Here is a 21,096-nt window from a genome sequence, read left to right on the forward strand (position 1 = left end):
ATGATCGCTGAGAAGGGCGATCCAGACACGTTTTTGGTGTGCTTTTCCACTTGGGATCAGGATTTTTTCGGCTTTCGATTAGATCAATCAACTGTTATATTCAGACGTTTACTGTTATACTTCATTATTGTTATAATACAATAAATTTCATAGTACAGTATAGAACACAGGAGATGATTGGATTGGAATACAAATTTTCGGGTATGGCTCGTACTCAGGGCTCGTCCATCGTTAGGGACATTTTGAAGCTGACACAGGGAACAGAAGTGTTATCCCTGGCAGGCGGTCTTCCGGCCGATGCCTTTTTCCCCATCGAAGCCGTTGCTCAAGCCTATGAGCGGGTATTCCGTCTCGGCGGTACTACCGCGCTTCAATACGGTCTAACCGATGGGTACATTCCTCTACGGGAACGCCTTACAACCATGATGGCATCCCAAGGCATCTCCGTCACCAGAGATAACATCATCATGACGACGGGCTCTCAGCAGACTATCGATCTGGTTTCACGTGTGCTGCTTGATCCGCAGAATACTGTATTGGTGGAGTCCCCTACTTATTTGGCAGCTCTTCAGGTGTTTAAGTCCTATGGTGCCAACATTGTAAGTGTAAATACAGACTCCAACGGTATGCAATTAGATGATCTTGAAGCCAAGCTCAAGGAATATCAGCCTAAATTCGTGTATGTCATCCCAACTTTCTCCAACCCGGCGGGGAGTGTATGGAGCATGGAACGCAGAGTAGGCGTTGTTGAGCTATGCCGTAAATACGGAACTTTGATTTTTGAGGATGATCCTTACGGACGTCTCAAATTTGACGAAAACCTTAACTTCCCTACCCTTTTATCCATTGACCAGCAGCAAGGTGGAGACAGTCATGTCATGTACACCTCTACCTTCTCCAAAACCGTTGCTCCTGGTGTTCGTTCTGGATGGCTGGTTGCTGATCAAGCGATTGTCAATAAAGTCTCGAAGGCCAAACAATCTGCTGATCTGCATTCCAGCAGTATCGATCAACGTGCTTTAAATGAGCTCTTGGACTTTTTTGATTTGGATGGACATATTCGTACCGTATCCAGCGAATATCACTCTCGTATGCTACGCCTCACAACGCTGATGAAAGAACGTCAATGGGAAGGCATCACGTGGGATGATGCGCTTGGCGGCATGTTTATGTGGGTCACTTTACCCGAAGGCTTCCGTTCCGATCGTTTGCTGGAATTGGCCATTCAGGAAGGGGTCGCATTTGTGCCAGGACAAGTATTTTATGCTGATCTGAGCGGCAGCAACCATATGCGGATCAACTTTACGCATACCGATCCTTCACTGCTTCCTGAAGCGGTTAACCGTTTGGATCGGGCATTGAAGATGTATGCAGAGGAAAGATTGGAAAAAAGCGTGCGCTAATGAAGGTTGGCAGGGCACCGACGCGAGAACGCTTCGCGAATCATTTGGTCTTACGATCGCTGTTGCCCCCGGATTCCTAATCATATAAGTTCCGAAAGGTCGGAATCCGAGGACAAAGGCGAACGCTGACGCTTCTACAAAAAAGGGCCAAGCCTGATTCCCAAAGGAATATGGCTTGACCCTTTTTTGTAATTCATTAAATACATTTGGATTCCAAGTTTTTCATGCAAACAGTCATTTAAAAGGTTAACATCATACATTTTAAGGTGTTGCAGTGTGGAAAGTTTTCCGTAAGCCGGGTTCTGTGCTATTCGTGGTTCAGACGGGAACTACCCTCCCACTACAAGCGACAATCATCTATCTAGGCCGAATATTGCTATCCGGCTCCAGCGACCAACCTAGACACGCCTCGGGCTAAGGCCGCTTCGCGAAGAAGCTGTGTCCCATTAGGTCTTGCTCCAGATGGGGTTTACCAGGAACGAAGTCACCAGCGTTCCTCGGGGTCTCTTACACCTCGGTTCCATCCTTGCCTGTGCCGCAAGCGGCCATCGGCGGTCCATTTCTGTGGCACTATCCTTCAACTCGCGCTGACTGGACGTTATCCAGCATCCTGCCCTATGGAGCCCGGACTTTCCTCTCGCGGTTCACACCGCCAGCGATTGTCTGTTAAACTTTCCGAACAACATTACTTAGTATACAGGGAACGCACGCTCGACACAACCCTAAAAATATTGTAAATCAGGAAGCTCCCTTTATTTGTTCAAATAAAACGGGTGTACCTTCTTTTGTAACGTATCATCTGCCACAAAATAAGTAGAGCGACCCACGTATAACGGAATATGAAGCTTGCTAAATTCAGGTATGCCTTCATCCAGAAAGAGTTCATCGTCCCGATAAGTTTGCTGTATCTCACCAACAATCCAATCATGATCTCCATAGGTATGAATATCCACCACTTTACACTCATAAGCAAGATAAGCATCCAGCAATACAGGGACATCCACAGAAATTCCGTCCTCATATGCAATCTCGAAATGCTGAAACTTATCTATATCTCTACCGCTAAAGGTACCTACAGCCTGAATCCATTCCGATCTGTGGGCAGGCAAAAATTGAACACCGAAGCCTCCACTTTTTTCAATCAGACCATGCGAATACGTTTCCTTCCGCAACGAAATGCCATACATGCCCGGTGATGATCCGATATATGTATGCCATCCAGAGGCCATTACATTCTGCACACTGTTATGACGGGAAGTAACAACAGCAACCATCCCCGGATAGGCATGGATCGCAGGATCAGCAATTAAAGTTCGCATACAACCTCTCCCCTATGAACTAAAAGTAATGAAACCACTTTCATCTTCTCATAGAAGTTAAGTTTTTACAAAAATTGAAAAGGCTCGGTATTCACCTGGGATACATGTACTTCCGTAGAATATCGGCCTTCTTCCAACCGTTTGCGCATCCATTCTGCGGTTTTAGGCTTCATAATCTTCTCAGCGTTATGACCAGGGTCAATGATGGCAATGCCAGCCATAAGGGCATCCTGAGCCGTGTGATAGTCGATATCACCCGTAACTAAGACGTCAGCCCCTTTAAAAATCGACTTGTTTACATAGCGGCTGCCAGAGCCTCCGAGCACGGCTGCTTTTTTGATTGTGCGGTCCAAGTCGCCCACTACACGTACATGCTCGACATTGAAGCCTTCTTTCACATCATTGACAAACTCGCGTAACGAGCGGGCTTCCTTGAGCTTACCCACCCGTCCCAGGCCAAATGTGCGGCCCTGCAAATCCATATGGTACAGGTCATAGGCCACCTCTTCATAAGGATGAGCTTTGAGCATCGCCTGAACGACTTTGTTGCGCACGCCCTGTGGTACAACCGTCTCTATGCGTACCTCTTCGCTGCGTTCCATTTTGCCCGGCTCACCCAAGAACGGCTGTGTGCCTTCACCTGGCACGAAAGTTCCGTAGCCATCAATGTTAAAGCTGCAATGGCTGTAATTGCCGATATGTCCGGCTCCCGCACCCAGTACGGCATCCAGCACCCGTTGATGATGTGTTTTCGGTACGAAAACGACAAGCTTGAATAATTGCTCAGTGTGGACATCTTCTAGCGTACCTTCACTTTGAATGCCCAATGCTTCGGCCATCCAGTCGTTCATACCGTCCTCTGCCGTATCCAGATTCGTGTGACTGATGTAGACCGCAATATCGTTCTTAATCAGCTTTTCATACAATCTGCCTGCAGGCTGATCCGTATTCAATGCTTTGAGTGGACGGAATATGATAGCATGATGGGCGATAATGAGGTCGGCCTTTACGCGGATCGCCTCTTCAACAACCTCATCATTGACATCCAGAGCTATCAGTATGTTCTTGATTTCCTTTTGCAGGCTGCCAAGCTGAAGCCCGATTCTGTCGTCCGGAACTGCCAAATATTTTGGAGCCAGCTGTTCCATATAGCTAATTACCGTTTGTCCTTTGGCAAACATGCAAGTACCTCCTCTAGTTGTTCAATTTGCTTGCGCAATTGCTCCTGCTTTTGCTGTGCCGATTCCTGCTCTGAGCGCGCCAACTGTGCAAGCACATTCTGGAGCTTATGAATTTCCAGCTTCCATTTACGGAAAAAGACTTCATTGGGCTCTCTGACCAGCAACGGTCCAAGCTGTTCCAGCCAATCCTGCGTCAATACTACCGAGCTGCCGGAAAGAACTATCGGTCGGTATAGCTCGTCCTGCTTCACAGGGCTATCCGACACGGGTATAGCCGTCAAAACTTCATATATTTTCCCATCTTCTTCCATAATATGCTCACTCGTCAATATCCATTGATGCTCAATCAACCATTGACGCAAAATATCCTCACCTACATTTGGCTGTAACACAAGCCGCTTTACTGAATCCAACTTGTCTTTGCCCTGCTCCAAAATAGAAGCGATTAAGGCACCACCCATGCCGGCTATCGTAATAATATCAACCTCATGGGCTGTAATTACAGCCAAACCGTCGCCTTTTCTAACCGTTATGCGGTCAGTAAGACCTGCTTCGGCGACCTGCTTTTGAGCCGCTCGCAGCGGCCCATCATTGACTTCGCCCGCCACAGCTTGCGTTACCCGACCACTGCGGACCGCAGCCACAGGCAGGAGCCCATGGTCAGAGCCAATATCCGCTAATCTGCTCCCGTCAGGAATTTGTTCCATAATATATTGTAATCGTTGAGAAAGCTTCATGACGTCACCCACGTAATCCATTTTTTTCGAGTCCAAAATAAAATTCCTACAACAATAGCCAACTTCAATAAGGCGTACAATACAACATCTTCCAGTGCTTGATGGCGCAGCACGATCAAGTCTGCTTCAGGCATGAAAACCAGTGTCATTCCAATAGCAAAATAGACCGAAGCCAGACGTGAAAAGCGACGATGTACCCACCAGCTAAACCATACCAGCAATGCTACATGTAAAATCCAGAATCCCTCCAGCATCACGTGAGAAGCCGTAGCCCAGTAGCGGCCTATAAGCACTGCGTACACCAGAAGCAACGCAATAAAGCCACAGTAGTGAAGCAAGCTGATACGCAAGGTTAAGCCCACAAGGCACCATACCAGCCCACACAGACCAACCAGAACAAGAAACCAAAATTTAGGCTCACCTTGGTGAAGCTGAATAATCCACACACCTGAACCCAGCATAATCACACTACCCAAGGTACTCAGCATGGCGCTCATGCTCTGTTCTGAAGAACGCCAAACGGCGGCTACTCCATAGCAGATCGCGGTTACTGCACATGCCGAGAATATTTGCATTGCCAACGGAAAAGCGGTAAAATAAAAACCGATCAAACAAATGCAGGAAATAATGACAAAACCAAGAAGCCAGGCGATTCCATGCCCGTTTCGAAGATATGTAAACAACCCGGTCCCAGTGTGACTTCGGCTCTGTGACGGATTTTCGTCCTCCCGATAGAGGTTAGACAAAAAATCACAATATTGCTCAGGGAGCAACCGACTTCGCCGCCAATGCTCAATTTCATGTAACAGTATTGCCCGTTTTTTCTCCTGGTCCAAGCTTTTCCCCTCCACCAAGGCTGCCATGGGATAAAAAAAGACCCTCTGCGCGCTCCAAGCCGCAGAAGGTCCGCAATGTTACGCTTCTATTCGAGGAAATCCTTCAGTCGCTTACTGCGGCTTGGATGGCGCAGCTTACGCAGCGCTTTAGCCTCAATCTGACGAATACGTTCGCGTGTAACACCGAACACTTTACCCACTTCCTCAAGGGTTCTGGTTCTACCGTCGTCCAAACCAAAACGGAGACGCAATACGTTCTCTTCCCGTTCGGTCAACGTATCCAGTACATCCTCAAGCTGTTCCTTCAGAAGTTCATAAGCAGCCGCATCCGCAGGGGCCAGCGCTTCCTGATCCTCAATGAAATCCCCCAAATGTGAATCATCTTCTTCACCAATTGGCGTTTCCAATGAAACCGGTTCTTGGGCAATTTTCATAATTTCCCGTACTTTCTCCACGCTTAGCTCCATCTCCGCAGCCACTTCTTCTGGCGTAGGTTCACGCCCCAGCTCTTGCAACAGTTGACGAGATACCCGAATCAACTTGTTGATCGTTTCCACCATGTGCACAGGAATACGGATTGTTCTCGCCTGATCGGCTATAGCGCGCGTAATGGCCTGACGAATCCACCAGGTTGCATACGTACTGAATTTAAATCCTTTTTCGTAATCAAATTTTTCTACCGCCTTAATCAGACCCATGTTACCTTCCTGAATCAGATCCAGGAAAAGCATTCCACGGCCAACATAACGCTTGGCAATACTTACAACCAGACGCAAATTCGCTTCTGCGAGTCGACGTTTGGCTTCTTCATCACCATTGTTGATCCGTTTCGCCAGCTCCACCTCATCATCAGCGGAAAGAAGCGGTACACGGCCGATTTCCTTCAAGTACATCCGGACCGGATCATTGATTTTAATACCGGGAGGCAGGCTCAGATCGTCATCGTAGTTAAAGTCATCCCCGTCGTTGTTTTCCGGGTCGTCGTTTTGACGCAATCTGGTAACTTCTTCGTCGTTATCGTTTACAACCTCAATCCCCAAGTCACCCAGCTGCTCATAAAACTCATCCATTTGCTCGGGGTCCTGATCAAACGACGATAGTTTTTCCATGATATCTTTGTAGTTCAGAGAGGAACTTTTTTTACCCAACTCAATCAATTGATCTTTAACCTGATCCAGTGTCAGTTCCGTCTCCAGTTCAGTATGCTGATCATTCGCCATCTTTCGACTCCCTCCTCCCTAGAAACATCCGACCTCTGTGTGTTCATTGTCTCTCTAGGGCTATAATCTCACTTGCAATTTGTGCTGCACGCAAAAAATCACCTAAGCGCTCAGCGGCTCTCATCTCTTCCCTCTTCAAATCCAGTTGCTCCTGCAATGGAAATTTGCGCACCTGATGAATATAATCGTCCAAAATGTGCGGTGCCCATACGCCTGGAGCATCCATCATCATGATCGAGCTTACGTTTTTCTCCAGCCGATCATCTTGCAAAGATGAAATAAAGCGGCTTGTATCTGGTAACTTTCCTTGTGCGTAATAGGCGTATAGATAAGCAGCAATTGCTGCATGATCCTCAATATTAAAAGCGTCTCCCAGATGCTGTTCTACATACTGTGCAGCTTCTAAATCCTGCATCATCCAGTGAAGCAATCTGCGTTCCGCCACATGGTAAGCCGGCAGCAGATTTGGTGTAACGACCTGCCCTTTTTTATGCCTACCATTATTCCACCGATTTTCGTTATTATCCCCAAAGTCCTGTTTTTTTTGCAGGGACTGTCGGAGTAAATTACATTCTTGCTTTAAGGTTTCAAAATCCACCTTGACTTCGGCTGACACTTCGCGCAAATACACTTCCCGCTCGGTCGGGGATGACAGAGGTGCAATGACATTTAATGCTTCGCGGGAATACGCGATTCTTCCTTCTTCCTCTTGCAGTATATGGTTTTTTTTCAGATATATAAGCTTAAATTTCACCGTTGAAACGGCACTTTCGATAATTTGGCGCTGAAACCTTTCCCCGCCGTATTGCCGGATAAAATCATCCGGGTCCATACCGTCGCTGACCAGCGCTACTTTAACGTGAAGTCCCGCATTTTCCAGCAACGGAAAATTTTTAAGCGCAGCAGCTTGTCCTGCCCGGTCACCATCATAGCAAATTATGACCTCGTCGCACAGTCCCTTTAACATCGTAGCATGATGCTCCGTCAAAGCTGTGCCCATAGCTGCCACCCCGTTCTGCACACCTGCTTCCCATGCTGAGATGACATCGCCGTATCCTTCAAAAAGGACACTCTGGCGAAGTTTGCGAATCGAAGTCTTGGCATGGTGGAGATTGTACAGGGTCCGGCTCTTGTTGAACAGCTTGGTTTCCGGTGAATTCAAATACTTGGGCTGTCCTTCACCTAGAATACGGCCCGCAAAGGCAATTACTTTTCCATTTCGGTTCCAAATAGGAAACATAATGCGATCCCTGAACCGATCCACATACCCATCATCCTCATGTCGGGGAGAGATAAGCCCACCCTTTTCCATCTCAACAGGATCGAAAGAGCGCTTCTCCAGAAACTGGACGATCGTATCCCATCGGTTAGGTGCATAGCCTATTTGAAATTGATCAATGATCTTGTCAGTAAATCCCCGTGACCGCAAATACTCCATAGCAGGTTTGCCATGCTCCGTATTCTTAAGGAGAAAATGGTACATCTTAGATGTTAGCTCGTACGCTTGCAACAACCTGTCCAACTCAGGATGCTGATGCGTTGACTCACGTCCCTGCCATTCGCCGAGAGGGATATGACTTTCTTCCGCCATTGTTCTGACAGCTTCGGGAAAGGATAGTCCTTCGATTTCCATCATAAATTTGATGGCATTGCCTCCCGCGCCGCAGCCGTAGCAGTAAAAAATCTGACGATCCGGTGTCACGGTGAATGAAGGGGTTTTTTCGGAATGAAAAGGACAGAGGCCTTTCATATACTTCCCCTGCTTGGTCAAATGCACGTACTTACTTACCGTATCTACGATATCATGATGCTGTAAAACCGACTCAATGATATCGTCCGGTATGTTGCCTTGTCCAGCACTCATGTTAACCACCTTCATCTCTTTAGCACGTAAATATAATTCGATACCGTTATTCATTCTCCTGCAAGAAGAGTAAAAGTTTTGTCAGTTTATGTTGAAAAACTTCACGATCCTCTGATGTAAACGGTTTAGGACCTTTTCCATAACGTCCTTTTTTCCTTTCCTTGGCAGAGGTATGACGGCGGTCGAGCATAAAATCAATCGAATCGTTTCGATACATCGTTCCGCGAAAAGACATAACCTCACAGCCTTTAGCCAAAGCGAGTGCGGCAAGACCGTAATCGTTGGTGGTTACAATATCCCCCCGGCGGATATGATTAGCAATATAGAGATCAGCGCTTTGGTCGCTCCGGTCCACTTTTACGACGGTCACGCCTCCGCTGCCCTGGATAAGATGATCATATGAAGATACCATAATAACCTGAACATGAAAACGGGAAGCTGTATCCGCAATTTCGCTTTTGACAGGACAAGCGTCTCCGTCGACAACGATCCGCACATCCGATAAACCTCCGGATATTCCCACAAGCATCCCCCATCTCCATCCGGATTCGAGTAAAATACGGAACGGCTGCAAGATCGCTCTTACACCGTTCCGTATATTTATACCCATTTTTTCAAGTTATTCATACTATTACAGCTACGATTAGCCCACGAGCTTGGAAAAATCGGCAAAACGCTTCAGCTCTCTATCAATAGCGGCCAGCAATGCCAATCGGTTATTACGGATCGCATCATCCTCAGCCATAACCATTACGGAATCAAAGAACGCTGTCACCGCAGGAGTAATAGACGAGGCAAGTGCTAAAGCTCGCGTAGCATCGCCTTCCTGCAATGCTGTAGTATAAGATTCATAAACGCCGTACCATGTTTCATAGAGCGCTTTTTCACCCTGCTCCGTAAATTCACCCGTATTAACTGATGCATGAACAGCTTTTGCAGCCAAATTACCTACACGGTTAAACGACTCTACTGTTGTCTTAAAGGTATCTCCCGTTTGTACCGCATTCATCAGAGCTGCTCCGCGATCAACGACAGAAGCAACATCATCAAATCCGGCAGCAAGCACGGCGTCTACGACGTCATAACGAAGCGTCTCGGACAACAGTTTTTTCACACGTAAACCGAAGAATTCATGTAACTCTTTACGAATTTCATCGGCAGAACGTTTCATATTTCCAAGGTTGTCGTGTACGTCAAGTGCAATATTGAACACATCAGACAAAGTTGTCGAAAGATTACGATCCAGTAAAATCTGCACAATACCTGCGGCTTGGCGACGAAGCGCATAAGGGTCCTGCGAGCCTGTCGGAATAATACCGATGGAGAAGCAGCCAGTGATGGTGTCAATTTTGTCAGCGATGCTGACAATAGCTCCTGCGTTCGTAGAAGGAACCGTTTCTCCGGCAAAACGCGGCTGATAGTGCTCAAACACCGCTCTCGCCACTTCTTCCTTCTCTCCAGCCTTACGGGCATAGTCCTCACCCATAACACCTTGCAGTTCCGGAAACTCATATACCATTTGCGTTACCAAGTCGAATTTACAAATATCCGCCGACCGGCTAACCGACTCCTGTGTATCGGGGGAAACCCGCAGCTTCTCAGCTAAAGCATCGGCAATGCGGCGAATCCGCCGTACCTTGTCTCCAACCGTACCCAATTCCTCGTGGAAAACGATACTTTCCAGCTTGGAGAGTGCATCCTTGATTTCCAGTCTCTGATCTTCTTCATAAAAGAATTTGGCATCAGATAGCCGTGCGCGCAATACTTTTTCGTTCCCTTTGGCAATGACATCCAGCGATTGGCTTCCACCGTTACGTACTGTAACAAAGTATGGCAGCAGCTCTCCCGCGCGATCCAGCACTGGGAAATAGCGTTGATGCTCACGCATGGAAGTAATCAGCACATCCTTCGGAATGTTGAGGAACGCTGGATCAAAACCTCCAAACAGTACCGTCGGCGTTTCGACCAGATACAGCACTTCTTCCAGCAGATCATCCTTAACCGCGATCGTCCAGTCTTTTTCGGCTGCCAATGCTTCAATCTGCTTCACGATAATGGACTGGCGTTCCGCAATATCCACAATGACATGCTGTTTACGAAGTGCCTCAACATAGTCTGCCGGACTTTCCACAACAGTATCCTGCCCGAGAAAACGATGTCCTCTTGTCACATTCCCAGATTGAACCCCGGCAATTTCTAGGTTAACAATGTCGTTGCCAAACAAGGCGATCAACCAGCGGATTGGACGAACAAACTTAAAGTCATAGCTGGCCCAGCGCATAAATTTAGGGAAAGTCATGGCATGCAAAATGTGTAATAAGCCTTCGGACAGCACTTCCGTTGTCGGTACACCTATACTGCTCTTGGTCGCGTAAATATACTCCACGCCTCCAAGCTCCTTGAATGTAAACTGTTCAGGATCAACACCTTGGCTGCGGGCAAAGCCGAGAGCAGCCTTGCTCCAATTGCCAGCTTCGTCAAGTGCGATTTTGCGGGAAGGACCTTTGACTTCTTCGTTAATATCTTCCTGCTTTTCTGCTACCTCCTTAACCAACACCGCCAGACGACGAGGGGTAGCATAAGCTTCTACATCACCATGAGCAATACGTGAGCTGTCCAGCCATGCAGTCATACGCTCCTTCAACTGCTGAATCGCAGCAGGGATAAAGCGGGCGGGCACTTCTTCCAAACCAATTTCAAACAGCAAATCCTTAGACATGTGCCGCACCTCCTTTCTTCAACAGCGGGAAGCCGAGCTTCTCGCGTTCCTCCAGATAAGTTGCAGCCACCTGACGGGCCAAATTCCGCACACGCATAATAAATCCGGTCCGTTCCGTTACACTGATTGCCCCGCGGGCATCCAGCAAGTTGAACGCATGAGAGCATTTCAGCACATAATCGTAGGCTGGAAATACAAGGTGCTGCGCCATGGCTTTATTCGCTTCTTCTTCATACATATTAAAAAGAGTGAAAAGCATTTTGACATCAGATACTTCAAACGTATATTTAGAATGCTCAAATTCAGGCTGGTGGAAAACATCACCATACGTGATGCCATTAACCCACTCAAGATCGAACACGTTCTCCTTGTCCTGAATGTAGGAAGCAAGACGCTCCATACCATACGTAATTTCAACCGCAACCGGACTGGCATCGATACCGCCCACTTGCTGAAAATACGTGAATTGGGTAATTTCCATACCATCCAGCCATACTTCCCAACCTAATCCCCACGCTCCCAGCGTTGGCGCTTCCCAGTTATCTTCAACGAAGCGAATATCATGCTCCAGAGGATTAATGCCAAGACGGCTCAAGCTCTCCAGATACAATTCCTGAATGTTATCAGGCGATGGCTTCAAAACAACCTGAAACTGGTGATGCTGATACAGACGATTTGGGTTCTCTCCATAACGTCCATCTGCGGGGCGGCGGGACGGCTCGACATAAGCTACGTTCCACGGCTCAGGTCCAATCGAACGCAAATACGTCATCGGGTTCATTGTACCTGCCCCTTTTTCCGTGTCATACGGCTGTACAATAATACAGTTGTGCTCAGCCCAAAATTGTTGCAGTGTCAAAATCATCTGCTGAAAATTCATGGTACACACTTCCCTTCCAAATTACCTCAAATGGTGGTGATCGTTCTTCGTAAATCTTCTATGTACAGGGCCGCCAACTTCCAACAAGCCTCGTCAGAGACAGCAAAAAGCCCCCGCCTCTACGCCTGTACAGACGTAGGGACGAGAGCTGACTCCCGCGGTTCCACCCTACTTGATTGCAGTCCTTCATCACCAGCCAGACTGTAATCCTCTTTTCCGTGTCCAATCAGATGCTCCCGAGTGCCTTGTTCACGAAGATTTCCCGCCGGGCTTACACCATCCCCGACTCGCTTACTCTAGAGAATAAACTCCGCTACTTTCTCGTTCAATGCCTCTGCTCCCTAAGGAGATATATAGTAGGATATTACACGTTTTCAGCAGCACAGTCAAGGGAGCAAGAGGTTTCACATGTCATACTTGTCGAGCTGGTCCAAAAAATTACGGGATTTCAGCTTAACCTCCAACTGCATGTCCATGAACTGGCGCATGACATGTTTGATTTCCAGCTTGGTCGAGTCCTTTACATCAATGTTGCCTAGCCGGTTTAAATCCATTCTCGCGAACAAACGTAACAGCTTCAACGTACGCGGTGTGACACTCAATGCAGCCGGATCAAAATGCTTGTAGCCTCGACATAAAACTCCGCCCAGCCTCGGACTGATAAACATATCTTCATCAGCACACGGTTGTCCGCTGGAAATACAAGCATCAAGCTGGGGAGCATATCCGGCCGCCTGCAATATTTTAAATTCATAAATGCTCATGACGATCAGTGGATCTTTGCCGCTCTCCAACGCTTCCAGACATGCTTTAAGCTGCTTAAACCAGAAGGTGCCCGTTTCTTCATCGTGTAGTACCCGGTCGAGCAATTCACAGGCATATGAGGCGTATGCGGCCTTGGTAATATCCTCGCGCAGTGTATGGTGGGATTGGATAATTTCACCAGCATTCAACGTGCCCAAGCCGGTATTTCGAAAAAAAACAAATTCACCATACGTAAACGGCTGCGTTAAAGCGGCATGACGGCTTTTGGGCTTTTTGGCTCCTCTGACCAGCACGCCTGTCTTACCGCCGCTTTCGGTGCAAAGCGTAATAATTTTGTTCCCCTCACCGTAATCCATGCTGCGGATGACGATTCCTTCCACCCTGTAAAGCATGCCTCTTCCCCCAAACATTCGCGAAGAAGCCAATGACTCGCGCTATTCACGGGCTTCTTCATGCTCGTCCGACTCTCCTTCATCCGTGTCTTGTTCCCTTGTCACGGCGCTCTCCCTGTATAACAGATACGCACCGACATCCCCAGTCATCGCAAAATACTTCCACGAAAAATCTCGCAATCGTATTCATCCTTTCTTCGGAAATGACGTTTGCATCTCAAAATTAGGATGATGCGAAGAGAGGTGAAGTATGCGATGAAATAAATGGTTGTGGTTTGAAAAAGGGTACTGTATGCGGGGTGAAACACCGCTTCGCAAATGATTTGATCTTACGATCGCTGTTACCCCCGAATTTATTTGAATGTACAAACATACAAAGGGTTAAATTCGGGGGTAAAGGCGAACACTGGCGCTTCTTCAGATTCAAATCCTTCGCTCCGCTGCAACGTGCACGCAGTTACATAACCCTTTTGAAAAACGCTCCTTATTTCATCGCTGGAAGAAAAGGGTAGGAAGAGCAAAGAGTTAAGCGCCGCACATGCGCGACGCTTGGAATGACCACAAGACATCATTATACTTTATGTCTTGTGTTTGAGGTCGGTACGGCTTTTTAATGGTGCTTAAAAGACTGAACATATATGGTTCCAACTAATTTTAGCTCAATAAACCTTTGAACTAAAGTGACCGTAGAGTCGAGCTATGCTTTTTAAGCATCGCGGTGGAATCCGAGGTCACGCAGTACACGATCCTGGTTACGCCAGTCTTTTTTGACCTTTACCCACAGTTCTAGGAAAATTTTGGAACCCAGCAGGTTTTGGATATCTATGCGTGCTTGTTTGCCCACTTCCTTGAGCATGGCTCCCTGCTTACCGATAATAATTCCCTTCTGGGAATCCCGCTCCACAAAAATGACAGCCATAATATGCACTACACCGTTGTCTTGCACTTTCATGTCTTCAATCATGACTGCAATAGAATGTGGTACTTCCTCGCGCGTCATATGCAAAATCTTTTCCCGAACCAGTTCGGCAATGACGAACTGCTCCGGATGGTCGGTAATTTGGTCATCCGGGTAATATTGTGGGCCTTCAGGCAAGTATTTCTGTACCTGCTCCAGTAGACGGTTCACATTGTTGCCCATTTTAGCTGAGATTGGCACAATTTCTGCAAAGTCGTACAGCTTGCGGTACTGCTCAATCAGGGGCAGCAGTGCTTCCGGCTCAATACGGTCAATTTTATTTAAAACAAGAATAACTGGCGTTTTTACCTGTTTCAGCTGCTCGGCAATAAAACGGTCGCCTCCGCCTAATCCTTCAGCGGCGTCAATAAGAAAAAGTACAGCCTCAACTTCGCCCAACGTATTAAAGGCCGTCTGATTCATGTAATCGCCCAGTTTTGACTGACGCTTATGAATGCCCGGTGTGTCCAAAAATACAATTTGCGTGTCCTCTGTAGTGAATACCCCGTGTATTTTGTTACGTGTGGTTTGGGGCTTGTCCGACATAATGGCGATTTTCTGGCCGATTACATGGTTCATCAGAGTTGATTTCCCTACATTGGGTCTGCCAACAATCGCAACAAAGCCTGATTTAAAGTGTTTCTTAGCCATTTCGTTTCCTCCAGCACTATTAAGCGCCTATTTTTTTGGTTTTTGAGTTAGGTTTTTTCTTTAGTATGATTACAAAAATGTGTTTTTCCATTAAAAAATTTGACTAATCAAGGTCAACAACGGCCTGTAAAACACAAATATACCAATAATTACAGCAAAAACCGCTGCCAGGAGCACGGCTCCGGCGGCGGTGTCTTTAGCCGCTTTGGCCAGCGGATGGATATCAGGCGAGATTAAATCTATCGCCGCTTCAACAGCGGTATTGATTAGCTCGGCCACGATTACCATGGCAATCGCCATGGAGACGAATAACCAGTCGAGTCGGGAGATGCGCAGGCTTAGGCCTGCTGCGATGACGAGAAACGTCACGACCACATGTATCCGCATATTTATTTGCGTGCGCAGAGCATACATCACACCTTCTGCGGCATAACGAAAGGTCATTCTCCAAGGCTGACGTCTCATTACCGTGTCAACCCCACTTGAGCCAGTACTGCTTCTTGCTTGCCCATCATTTCAGCTTCACTGGCCTCATCCTGATGATCATAGCCCAGTAAATGCAAGAACCCGTGAACAAACAAAAAGCCGATTTCACGCTCAATGGAATGACCGTAATCCTCGCTTTGAGCCTGAGCTGTCTGCACGGAAATAATAATATCACCCAGCACATCTGGCACATCATCCAGCGGTCCTTCATCATCCGGTTCATAGATGATTTCAAGCTCTTCATCCAGTGTTTCCTTCATGGCAAATGACAGCACATCGGTTGGACGGTCGATTCCGCGATAATCCCTGTTTAATTCATGAATTTGCTCATCATTAACGAAGGTGAGGGCCACCTCACCGTCCGTCACCCCTTCCACCTTACCTGCTTCCTCCAATAGAGTGTTCAGCAAACCAATCAAGGATTCATTAATTGCCATATCGTTTTGTTCATTATTCCAAGCTAATTGAAGGCTCATGCCAACCGCTCCTTTTAATTCTAATGCTCCGCCGCAATTCATACACACGCCTACTATGTTATGCTTTCCCGTTCTCAGGCTTTGGTCTTTCTTCGGGATACTCAATACGGGAATGGAAAGTTCCCATCACGGTTTCTTTAAGAGTTTGAGCCACAATATCAAGCTCCCGCATCGTTAATTCACAATCATTGAACTGGTGATCATCAAGACGACTTTTAATAATTTTTTCAATCATCGACTCCACCTGGTCCACTGTTGGTTTCCGCAGGGAACGGACGGCTGCTTCCACACTATCAGCAATCCCGACTACAGCAGCCTCCTTAGACTGGGCTTTTGGCCCAGGATAGCGAAAATCATCCTCGGTAAAGTCCGGCTCTACGCCCTGTTCTTCCGCTTCACGCAGCGCCTTGTGATAAAAATAGTGTAGAAATGTCGTTCCGTGATGCTGCTCGGCAATATCGCGAATCGGCTTGGGCAGCTTGTAATCCAATTGCATTTCCACACCATCACGGGCATGGGCAATAATGATGGACTTACTCAGCTTCGGCTCTATCGTATCATGCGGATTATCCATACCGTTCTGATTCTCAATGAAGTATGAAGGCCGCTTTGTTTTACCGATGTCATGATAATACGAACCGACCCGGCACAGCAAGCCGTTAGCACCTATAGCCTCCGCTGCTGCCTCTGACAGATTACCTACCATTACACTGTGGTGATACGTACCCGGTGTCTCTGTAAGTAACTTGCGCAATAGTGGATGATTCGGGTTAGACAGCTCAACCAGCTTTAGCGCTGACAAAATGCCAAAGGTAGACTCAAAAAATGGCATTAGCCCAATAACAAGTATCGCTGTAATCAAACCGCCCGCAAAAGCAAAAGCTACCGCATAGAGCGTCGTCGTTTGAGTCCAGTTGCTTTGGTCGATCAGCGCCAGAGTGAAGACCGACACGGCGCCGAACAAGCATACCATAATTGCCCCCTTAAACAGCGTTGAACGCTGACTAGCTCGATGCGTCGAGAAAATCGACGCAAGACAAACCACAAGGGCAAAAAATCCGAAGTTAAAATCAAAAATTTGTCCTTGTCGGACATTCAAAATGACACTTGCTAATATACTGAATATAACGGCACAAACGAAGGCAAGCGACATATCGAGTAACAACGTTACGAGCATGGCTCCAAGCGCGATAGGCGCCAGATAGCCGAGATAAGACCGTTCACTGTTCTGTAATATGGCGGTTAACATCATTGCGCCTACCGTAATCACAAAAATCAACACCAGCATGAGCAACTGTGCATTGTTATACTTAAAGCGGCGTGTTCGTGATTGGAACTGGCGAATATACATAAACAGGCCCAAGGCCAGCATCGAAGACAGCATCAACAGGCCAAATTGCGGCCAATAGTTGATCTTATCCTTTAAAAGCTCGTTTTCATCCAGTAAAGTGTAGATTTCCTGGGTAATAATCTCGCCTTTCTTGACAAGCACTTCACCCTGTTTGATGTAGACTGTTGGTGTATCTTCACGGGCCTGTACCCTGGCGTCCTTCGTAGCTGTATCATCATAAAACTTGTTGGCCGTAATCACAAGCCTTGCAAGCTCCTGAACGACTTCACGAGAGGTGCGCTTGGTAAGCGTACTCGTACTGACCCGCTCGGCCACCTTGGCCCGGGCTGTTTGTGCATCTGTAATCTGATCGTTCATCAATCCGGTCACGATTTCACGGGCAACCGGCCGCATCTCTGCAATATCCTCAGACGTGAGACGCGGAATTTTGATAAAGGTTTCCTCTGGAATCCGGTATGTTTGCTCTTTTGTTTTTTGCAGCACTTCGTCCAATAGCTTTTCCGGGTAGGCATCGGCATTACGGCTATTATTCACAAAATTTTGCACAAATTCTCGCGCACGCTGAGGAATCTCGTCTTTGTAAATAGAAATTTTATCGGATCTGGAAACCTGGTCATCCTGATTGAGCCGTTCAATTCGGTCCAGAATACCAGTAATCAGGTTATCGTTGCGAATCGGTACAATCGTATACATGGGCTGTACCCGTTCGGCAGACTCTTCCTGAGCCTTTAACGTCGCTTTGCTGTTCGGAAGCTGCATCGGAGCAACAATTTCCTTTTCACTTGGCTGGTTTACCCGAATGTCATAGCGCTCGGGAAGCAGCTTGGACGCTAAACCTACGTAAAAAAGAACCACTAAAAATAAAAACAGAAGATAGCGTGTTGCCACGCTATACTTCCATCCACTCATTCTATGCTGGAACGTTTTGCCCTTAGACAATTCCTTCGAGGTCATCTGAAACAATCCCTCTCCATCATCTTTTTCAAGACAGCTACGCTGCTTATTTTCGTACTTCTGATAGCTCCACTTTCGTGATATGAAGGCTTATCCCTGATTTTCGGCAACCTGGTCGTAAGCCACGATTATTTTCTGAACCAGGGAATGACGGACAACATCCTCTTGTGCAAAATGTACGAAGCCTATTTCCTCAATTCCCTGTAAAATCGCATTTGCTTCAATCAGACCGGATTTTTTGCCACGAGGCAAATCAATTTGCGTAACATCGCCGGTGATGACCATTTTGGAACCAAAGCCAAGTCGGGTCAAAAACATTTTCATTTGCTCCGGCGTGGTGTTTTGCGCTTCATCCAAAATAATGAACGAATCATCCAGCGTCCGTCCCCGCATATAGGCCAGCGGCGCGATTTCAATCAACCCGCGCTCCAGTGCCTTTGCTGTCTGCTCCGGTCCCATAACATCGTACAACGCATCATACAACGGACGCAGATACGGATCAACCTTTTCCTGCAAATCCCCTGGCAAAAAGCCCAGATTCTCGCCTGCTTCCACCGCAGGACGGGTTAATACAATACGCTTGACTGAACCTTCCTTCAGGGCAGCTACCGCCAGCACCACGGCCAAATACGTTTTACCCGTACCCGCCGGGCCAATTCCAAATACAATATCGCGTTTTTTTATCGTGGTAACATAGTGCTTTTGTCCAATTGTTTTGACACGGATCGGCTTTCCACGGAAGGTGGTCGTGATTTCTCCCTTGAACAGATCAAGCAATTGATCAGCGCGTAAATCTTTTGCCAACTCAATCGCATAATGGACGTCTCTTTCGGTCAGGATATACCCATTACGAATTAACTGGAGCAGTACATCGAACAATTGTTCAAGCACTTCCACCTCGTGAGCGTTGCCAAAAATATTGATTTCCGCCTCACGGGAATCCATTTTTGCTGGAACAGCCGCTTCAATCAATTTTAAAAAGGAATCCTGCGGGCCGAACAGCGCCTGTCCTTCTCCCGCATTGTTCAATGCAATTTGTATGCTGCGTTGTTGTTCTGCCAAATAGCCTCATTCTCCTTGGTTATGAACTAGCGGAAGTTCTTCCGCAATATTCTGTTCCACTTCAAAAAGCACTTTCATATAAACTTTACCATTCTCTCTCTTCTCATGCAAAATTTTTTGGCTCATTATTTTCGTTCCTTTGCCGTATTTCGCTAAAATATTGGCTCTCGCCCCTTCTATTCCCCTATTTTGGGCTTCTGCTTCCGTAAGCTTATCCTCATGTATCTTTGTCTCCCTCACGTTTTCGGTCATCCAACCGACTGGAAGACGGAAGGATCGCCACGTCAGCGGGTCATGCTCAACTGTGGTTTTATGCGTGGAATAAGGAATTTTTCCATATCCCCATAGCTGCACCGCATGGTTGCCCAGTACCAAATACAGGCGTTCATGACTGTTTCCAGTATATGTGCTGCTACGTCGCACCGTCGGACTACTGATTTCATACTCATGCCACACGAGGCCCTTAATCTCCCCCTTGGCTACAACCTGCTGCTGATTCTCCTCATCCCCGAGCGTTCCCGAGATAAGAATGGCTCCTTTTTTGACACGTGTATTTTTATGCACGACAGGACGACCCTGCTCGGCAAAAATTTCAGTGACTACCGCATCTGCCTTGCTAATAAGATGACGTGGACTGTAGAGCGGCTCAGGAGTAGGCTGTGAGGCTTCAACGACCTGAATCGTCACCGAGGTGCCCTGCTTCTCCACACCGATCCAGGATGCCTCAGGGAGCTTCTGCATGAGCGCACGTGAAAGCTTGTCCTGACTGGAAACACGGAAGCTCCATTGAAAAGGGTACAACCCCTCCTGACGGGCAGCCTTGAGTACAGCTTCCGTTGAGAGCTTGTCATTTCCCTTTACTTCAACATCCCAGATGAGCGAAGACATCAGGAACAGGCCTATCCAGAATATAGCCAGTCCAATCAGAAAAAATTTGCGTTTGGCAAGCCTCGCAATGGTAAAGGGAATTCCCTGTCGCTTCAAAATATGCATTTTGCAGCCTGTCCTTCTCAAAAGCGGACGCAGCAGGAAGACGTGCGGCAGCAGAAGGTTCATTTCTGCATGTCTTGTACCCATCGGCCGCACGTTCCAAACAGGTATTTGATGCTCAGTGAGCAGATTAATGAAAGCTTCCACGCTCTCGCCCTTGACGTCAAGAGTAACTGTGCCACGCAACTTTGTTAAAGCGGGATGTTTCATGAGCCTTCCTCCGTTCCTTCCAATTGGATATCCGTAATGTGTCCTTCCACACTTACCTGCTCGGGCATAATAGATGTAATGACAAGCCCATGCCCCGTCACCCGCAACCTGCCCTGCGCAAGCGCAAGTACAAGCCGATCCGGCGTGAAGTCCACGACGCCCCGGTGATTCTCCACATAAAGCTGGCGGCTGCCAATGAGAGTTAACCGCGGCAGGTCAAATAGAATGTCCTGCGGAAGTTCCAGCGTCTCACTGGCCCACTTTCGCAGTTTGCGGCTCATCCGGCTCATACGACGGAATCTCCTTTCCTGTCATGAAAACAATTGTTATCCAACGGTTAATAGTTGTTTTCATGGCAGCTACGCTGCTGATTTTCATCCCTGTTATAGCCATCCAGTGAATCATAGTCATTTTTATGGCAACTACGATGCTTTTTTATAAATTGCCGATGCCGCTTAGATATGGACGTCGTTACACCAGCGCCACAGATAACTGTACTGTACACTTTATGTTCCAGCCGCCATATTTATGAAACGAAACTAACAATTCATAGTAGCCCTTATCTTGCAAAGCAAGAGTCTTGATACTTGCAAAATGCACAATAAAAAAGACAACCTCGTTTAAAGCATCGAAACGAGATTG

19 protein-coding genes and 1 other RNA gene are annotated in these 21,096 nt (G+C 47.3%); 1 reads left to right on the forward strand and 19 read right to left on the reverse strand.

Annotated features, from left to right (window positions below):
- Positions 1-182 precede the first annotated feature (182 nt).
- The gene (locus HPL003_RS24450) at positions 183-1,403 is read left to right on the forward strand and encodes an aminotransferase-like domain-containing protein (protein WP_014282476.1); all 1,221 of its coding nucleotides are present in this window, start codon (positions 183-185) and stop codon (positions 1,401-1,403) included.
- A gap of 276 nt (positions 1,404-1,679) precedes the next feature.
- Here HPL003_RS24450 and rnpB read toward each other — a convergent pair.
- From rnpB to yqfC, 19 genes are all read right to left on the reverse strand, one after another.
- Positions 1,680-2,078: RNase P RNA component class A (gene rnpB, locus HPL003_RS27150), an RNA gene on the reverse strand.
- 77 nt (positions 2,079-2,155) lie between these two features.
- Entirely contained in the window at positions 2,156-2,722 is a 567-nt protein-coding gene (locus HPL003_RS24455; RefSeq protein WP_014282477.1) for a flavin reductase family protein, read from the reverse strand.
- Between the two features lie 65 nt (positions 2,723-2,787).
- Positions 2,788-3,903, reverse strand: coding sequence for a Nif3-like dinuclear metal center hexameric protein (locus tag HPL003_RS24460; protein ID WP_014282478.1), 1,116 nt, complete (start codon positions 3,901-3,903; stop codon positions 2,788-2,790).
- Positions 3,879-4,640 carry a tRNA (adenine(22)-N(1))-methyltransferase gene (locus HPL003_RS24465; RefSeq protein WP_043922495.1) on the reverse strand — a complete coding sequence of 254 codons (762 nt, stop codon included), beginning with the start codon at positions 4,638-4,640 and terminating at the stop codon, positions 3,879-3,881. The genes HPL003_RS24460 and HPL003_RS24465 overlap by 25 nt, the downstream gene beginning before the upstream one ends.
- Positions 4,637-5,476, reverse strand: a complete 840-nt coding sequence (locus HPL003_RS24470; RefSeq protein ID WP_043922900.1) for a hypothetical protein — start codon at positions 5,474-5,476, stop codon at positions 4,637-4,639. Before HPL003_RS24470 ends, HPL003_RS24465 begins: the two co-directional genes overlap by 4 nt.
- Before the next feature lie 86 nt (positions 5,477-5,562).
- Positions 5,563-6,696, reverse strand: a complete 1,134-nt coding sequence (gene rpoD / locus HPL003_RS24475) for an RNA polymerase sigma factor RpoD (RefSeq protein ID WP_014282481.1) — start codon at positions 6,694-6,696, stop codon at positions 5,563-5,565.
- Between the two features lie 43 nt (positions 6,697-6,739).
- Entirely contained in the window at positions 6,740-8,614 is a 1,875-nt protein-coding gene (gene dnaG, locus HPL003_RS24480) for a DNA primase (protein ID WP_014282482.1), read from the reverse strand.
- Positions 8,607-9,089 carry a YaiI/YqxD family protein gene (locus HPL003_RS24485; protein WP_014282483.1) on the reverse strand — a complete coding sequence of 161 codons (483 nt, stop codon included), beginning with the start codon at positions 9,087-9,089 and terminating at the stop codon, positions 8,607-8,609. Before HPL003_RS24485 ends, dnaG begins: the two co-directional genes overlap by 8 nt.
- Before the next feature lie 114 nt (positions 9,090-9,203).
- On the reverse strand, positions 9,204-11,279 hold the full coding sequence (gene glyS, locus HPL003_RS24490) for a glycine--tRNA ligase subunit beta (RefSeq protein WP_014282484.1): 2,076 nt from the start codon (positions 11,277-11,279) through the stop codon (positions 9,204-9,206).
- A complete protein-coding gene (gene glyQ, locus HPL003_RS24495; protein WP_014282485.1) occupies positions 11,272-12,159 on the reverse strand; it encodes a glycine--tRNA ligase subunit alpha in 888 nt (295 codons plus the stop codon). Before glyQ ends, glyS begins: the two co-directional genes overlap by 8 nt.
- 404 nt (positions 12,160-12,563) lie before the next feature.
- A complete protein-coding gene (gene recO / locus HPL003_RS24500; protein ID WP_014282486.1) occupies positions 12,564-13,316 on the reverse strand; it encodes a DNA repair protein RecO in 753 nt (250 codons plus the stop codon).
- A 42-nt stretch (positions 13,317-13,358) separates the two neighbouring features.
- Positions 13,359-13,496: a YqzL family protein gene (locus HPL003_RS28010; protein ID WP_013372137.1), complete on the reverse strand. Its 138-nt coding sequence runs from the start codon at positions 13,494-13,496 to the stop codon at positions 13,359-13,361.
- A 526-nt stretch (positions 13,497-14,022) separates the two neighbouring features.
- Positions 14,023-14,925, reverse strand: a complete 903-nt coding sequence (gene era / locus HPL003_RS24505) for a GTPase Era (protein ID WP_014282487.1) — start codon at positions 14,923-14,925, stop codon at positions 14,023-14,025.
- A 90-nt stretch (positions 14,926-15,015) separates the two neighbouring features.
- Positions 15,016-15,390 carry a diacylglycerol kinase family protein gene (locus tag HPL003_RS24510; RefSeq protein WP_014282488.1) on the reverse strand — a complete coding sequence of 125 codons (375 nt, stop codon included), beginning with the start codon at positions 15,388-15,390 and terminating at the stop codon, positions 15,016-15,018.
- Positions 15,390-15,887, reverse strand: coding sequence for an rRNA maturation RNase YbeY (gene ybeY / locus HPL003_RS24515; protein WP_043922496.1), 498 nt, complete (start codon positions 15,885-15,887; stop codon positions 15,390-15,392). The genes HPL003_RS24510 and ybeY overlap by 1 nt, the downstream gene beginning before the upstream one ends.
- Positions 15,888-15,945: 58 nt before the next feature.
- Positions 15,946-18,192, reverse strand: a complete 2,247-nt coding sequence (locus HPL003_RS24520) for an HD family phosphohydrolase (protein WP_014282490.1) — start codon at positions 18,190-18,192, stop codon at positions 15,946-15,948.
- Positions 18,193-18,282: 90 nt separating this feature from the next.
- On the reverse strand, positions 18,283-19,254 hold the full coding sequence (locus HPL003_RS24525) for a PhoH family protein (protein ID WP_014282491.1): 972 nt from the start codon (positions 19,252-19,254) through the stop codon (positions 18,283-18,285).
- A gap of 6 nt (positions 19,255-19,260) precedes the next feature.
- Positions 19,261-20,454 (reverse strand): sporulation protein YqfD, encoded by a 1,194-nt coding sequence (yqfD, locus tag HPL003_RS24530; protein ID WP_014282492.1) that lies wholly within the window; start codon positions 20,452-20,454, stop codon positions 19,261-19,263.
- Positions 20,451-20,744, reverse strand: coding sequence for a sporulation protein YqfC (gene yqfC, locus HPL003_RS24535; RefSeq protein ID WP_014282493.1), 294 nt, complete (start codon positions 20,742-20,744; stop codon positions 20,451-20,453). The genes yqfD and yqfC overlap by 4 nt, the downstream gene beginning before the upstream one ends.
- Positions 20,745-21,096: the final 352 nt, after the last annotated feature.

It is taken from the genome of Paenibacillus terrae HPL-003 (assembly GCF_000235585.1).
In the GTDB taxonomy this organism is placed as follows: domain Bacteria; phylum Bacillota; class Bacilli; order Paenibacillales; family Paenibacillaceae; genus Paenibacillus; species Paenibacillus terrae_B.

What these genes read in the sequence shown, in the direction of transcription:
- HPL003_RS24455 (WP_014282477.1), bottom strand. Translation starts at nt 2,722, where the DNA reads ATGCGAACTTTAATTGCTGATCCTGCGATCCATGCCTATCCGGGGATG.
- era (WP_014282487.1), bottom strand. Translation starts at nt 14,925, where the DNA reads ATGGCTAAGAAACACTTTAAATCAGGCTTTGTTGCGATTGTTGGCAGA.
- glyS (WP_014282484.1), bottom strand. Translation starts at nt 11,279, where the DNA reads ATGTCTAAGGATTTGCTGTTTGAAATTGGTTTGGAAGAAGTGCCCGCC.
- HPL003_RS24485 (WP_014282483.1), bottom strand. Translation starts at nt 9,089, where the DNA reads ATGCTTGTGGGAATATCCGGAGGTTTATCGGATGTGCGGATCGTTGTC.
- HPL003_RS24510 (WP_014282488.1), bottom strand. Translation starts at nt 15,390, where the DNA reads ATGAGACGTCAGCCTTGGAGAATGACCTTTCGTTATGCCGCAGAAGGT.
- HPL003_RS24465 (WP_043922495.1), bottom strand. Translation starts at nt 4,640, where the DNA reads ATGAAGCTTTCTCAACGATTACAATATATTATGGAACAAATTCCTGAC.
- HPL003_RS24520 (WP_014282490.1), bottom strand. Translation starts at nt 18,192, where the DNA reads ATGACCTCGAAGGAATTGTCTAAGGGCAAAACGTTCCAGCATAGAATG.
- glyQ (WP_014282485.1), bottom strand. Translation starts at nt 12,159, where the DNA reads ATGAATTTTCAGCAGATGATTTTGACACTGCAACAATTTTGGGCTGAG.
- yqfC (WP_014282493.1), bottom strand. Translation starts at nt 20,744, where the DNA reads ATGAGCCGGATGAGCCGCAAACTGCGAAAGTGGGCCAGTGAGACGCTG.
- recO (WP_014282486.1), bottom strand. Translation starts at nt 13,316, where the DNA reads ATGCTTTACAGGGTGGAAGGAATCGTCATCCGCAGCATGGATTACGGT.
- HPL003_RS24460 (WP_014282478.1), bottom strand. Translation starts at nt 3,903, where the DNA reads ATGTTTGCCAAAGGACAAACGGTAATTAGCTATATGGAACAGCTGGCT.
- rpoD (WP_014282481.1), bottom strand. Translation starts at nt 6,696, where the DNA reads ATGGCGAATGATCAGCATACTGAACTGGAGACGGAACTGACACTGGAT.
- dnaG (WP_014282482.1), bottom strand. Translation starts at nt 8,614, where the DNA reads ATGAATAACGGTATCGAATTATATTTACGTGCTAAAGAGATGAAGGTG.
- yqfD (WP_014282492.1), bottom strand. Translation starts at nt 20,454, where the DNA reads ATGAAACATCCCGCTTTAACAAAGTTGCGTGGCACAGTTACTCTTGAC.
- ybeY (WP_043922496.1), bottom strand. Translation starts at nt 15,887, where the DNA reads ATGAGCCTTCAATTAGCTTGGAATAATGAACAAAACGATATGGCAATT.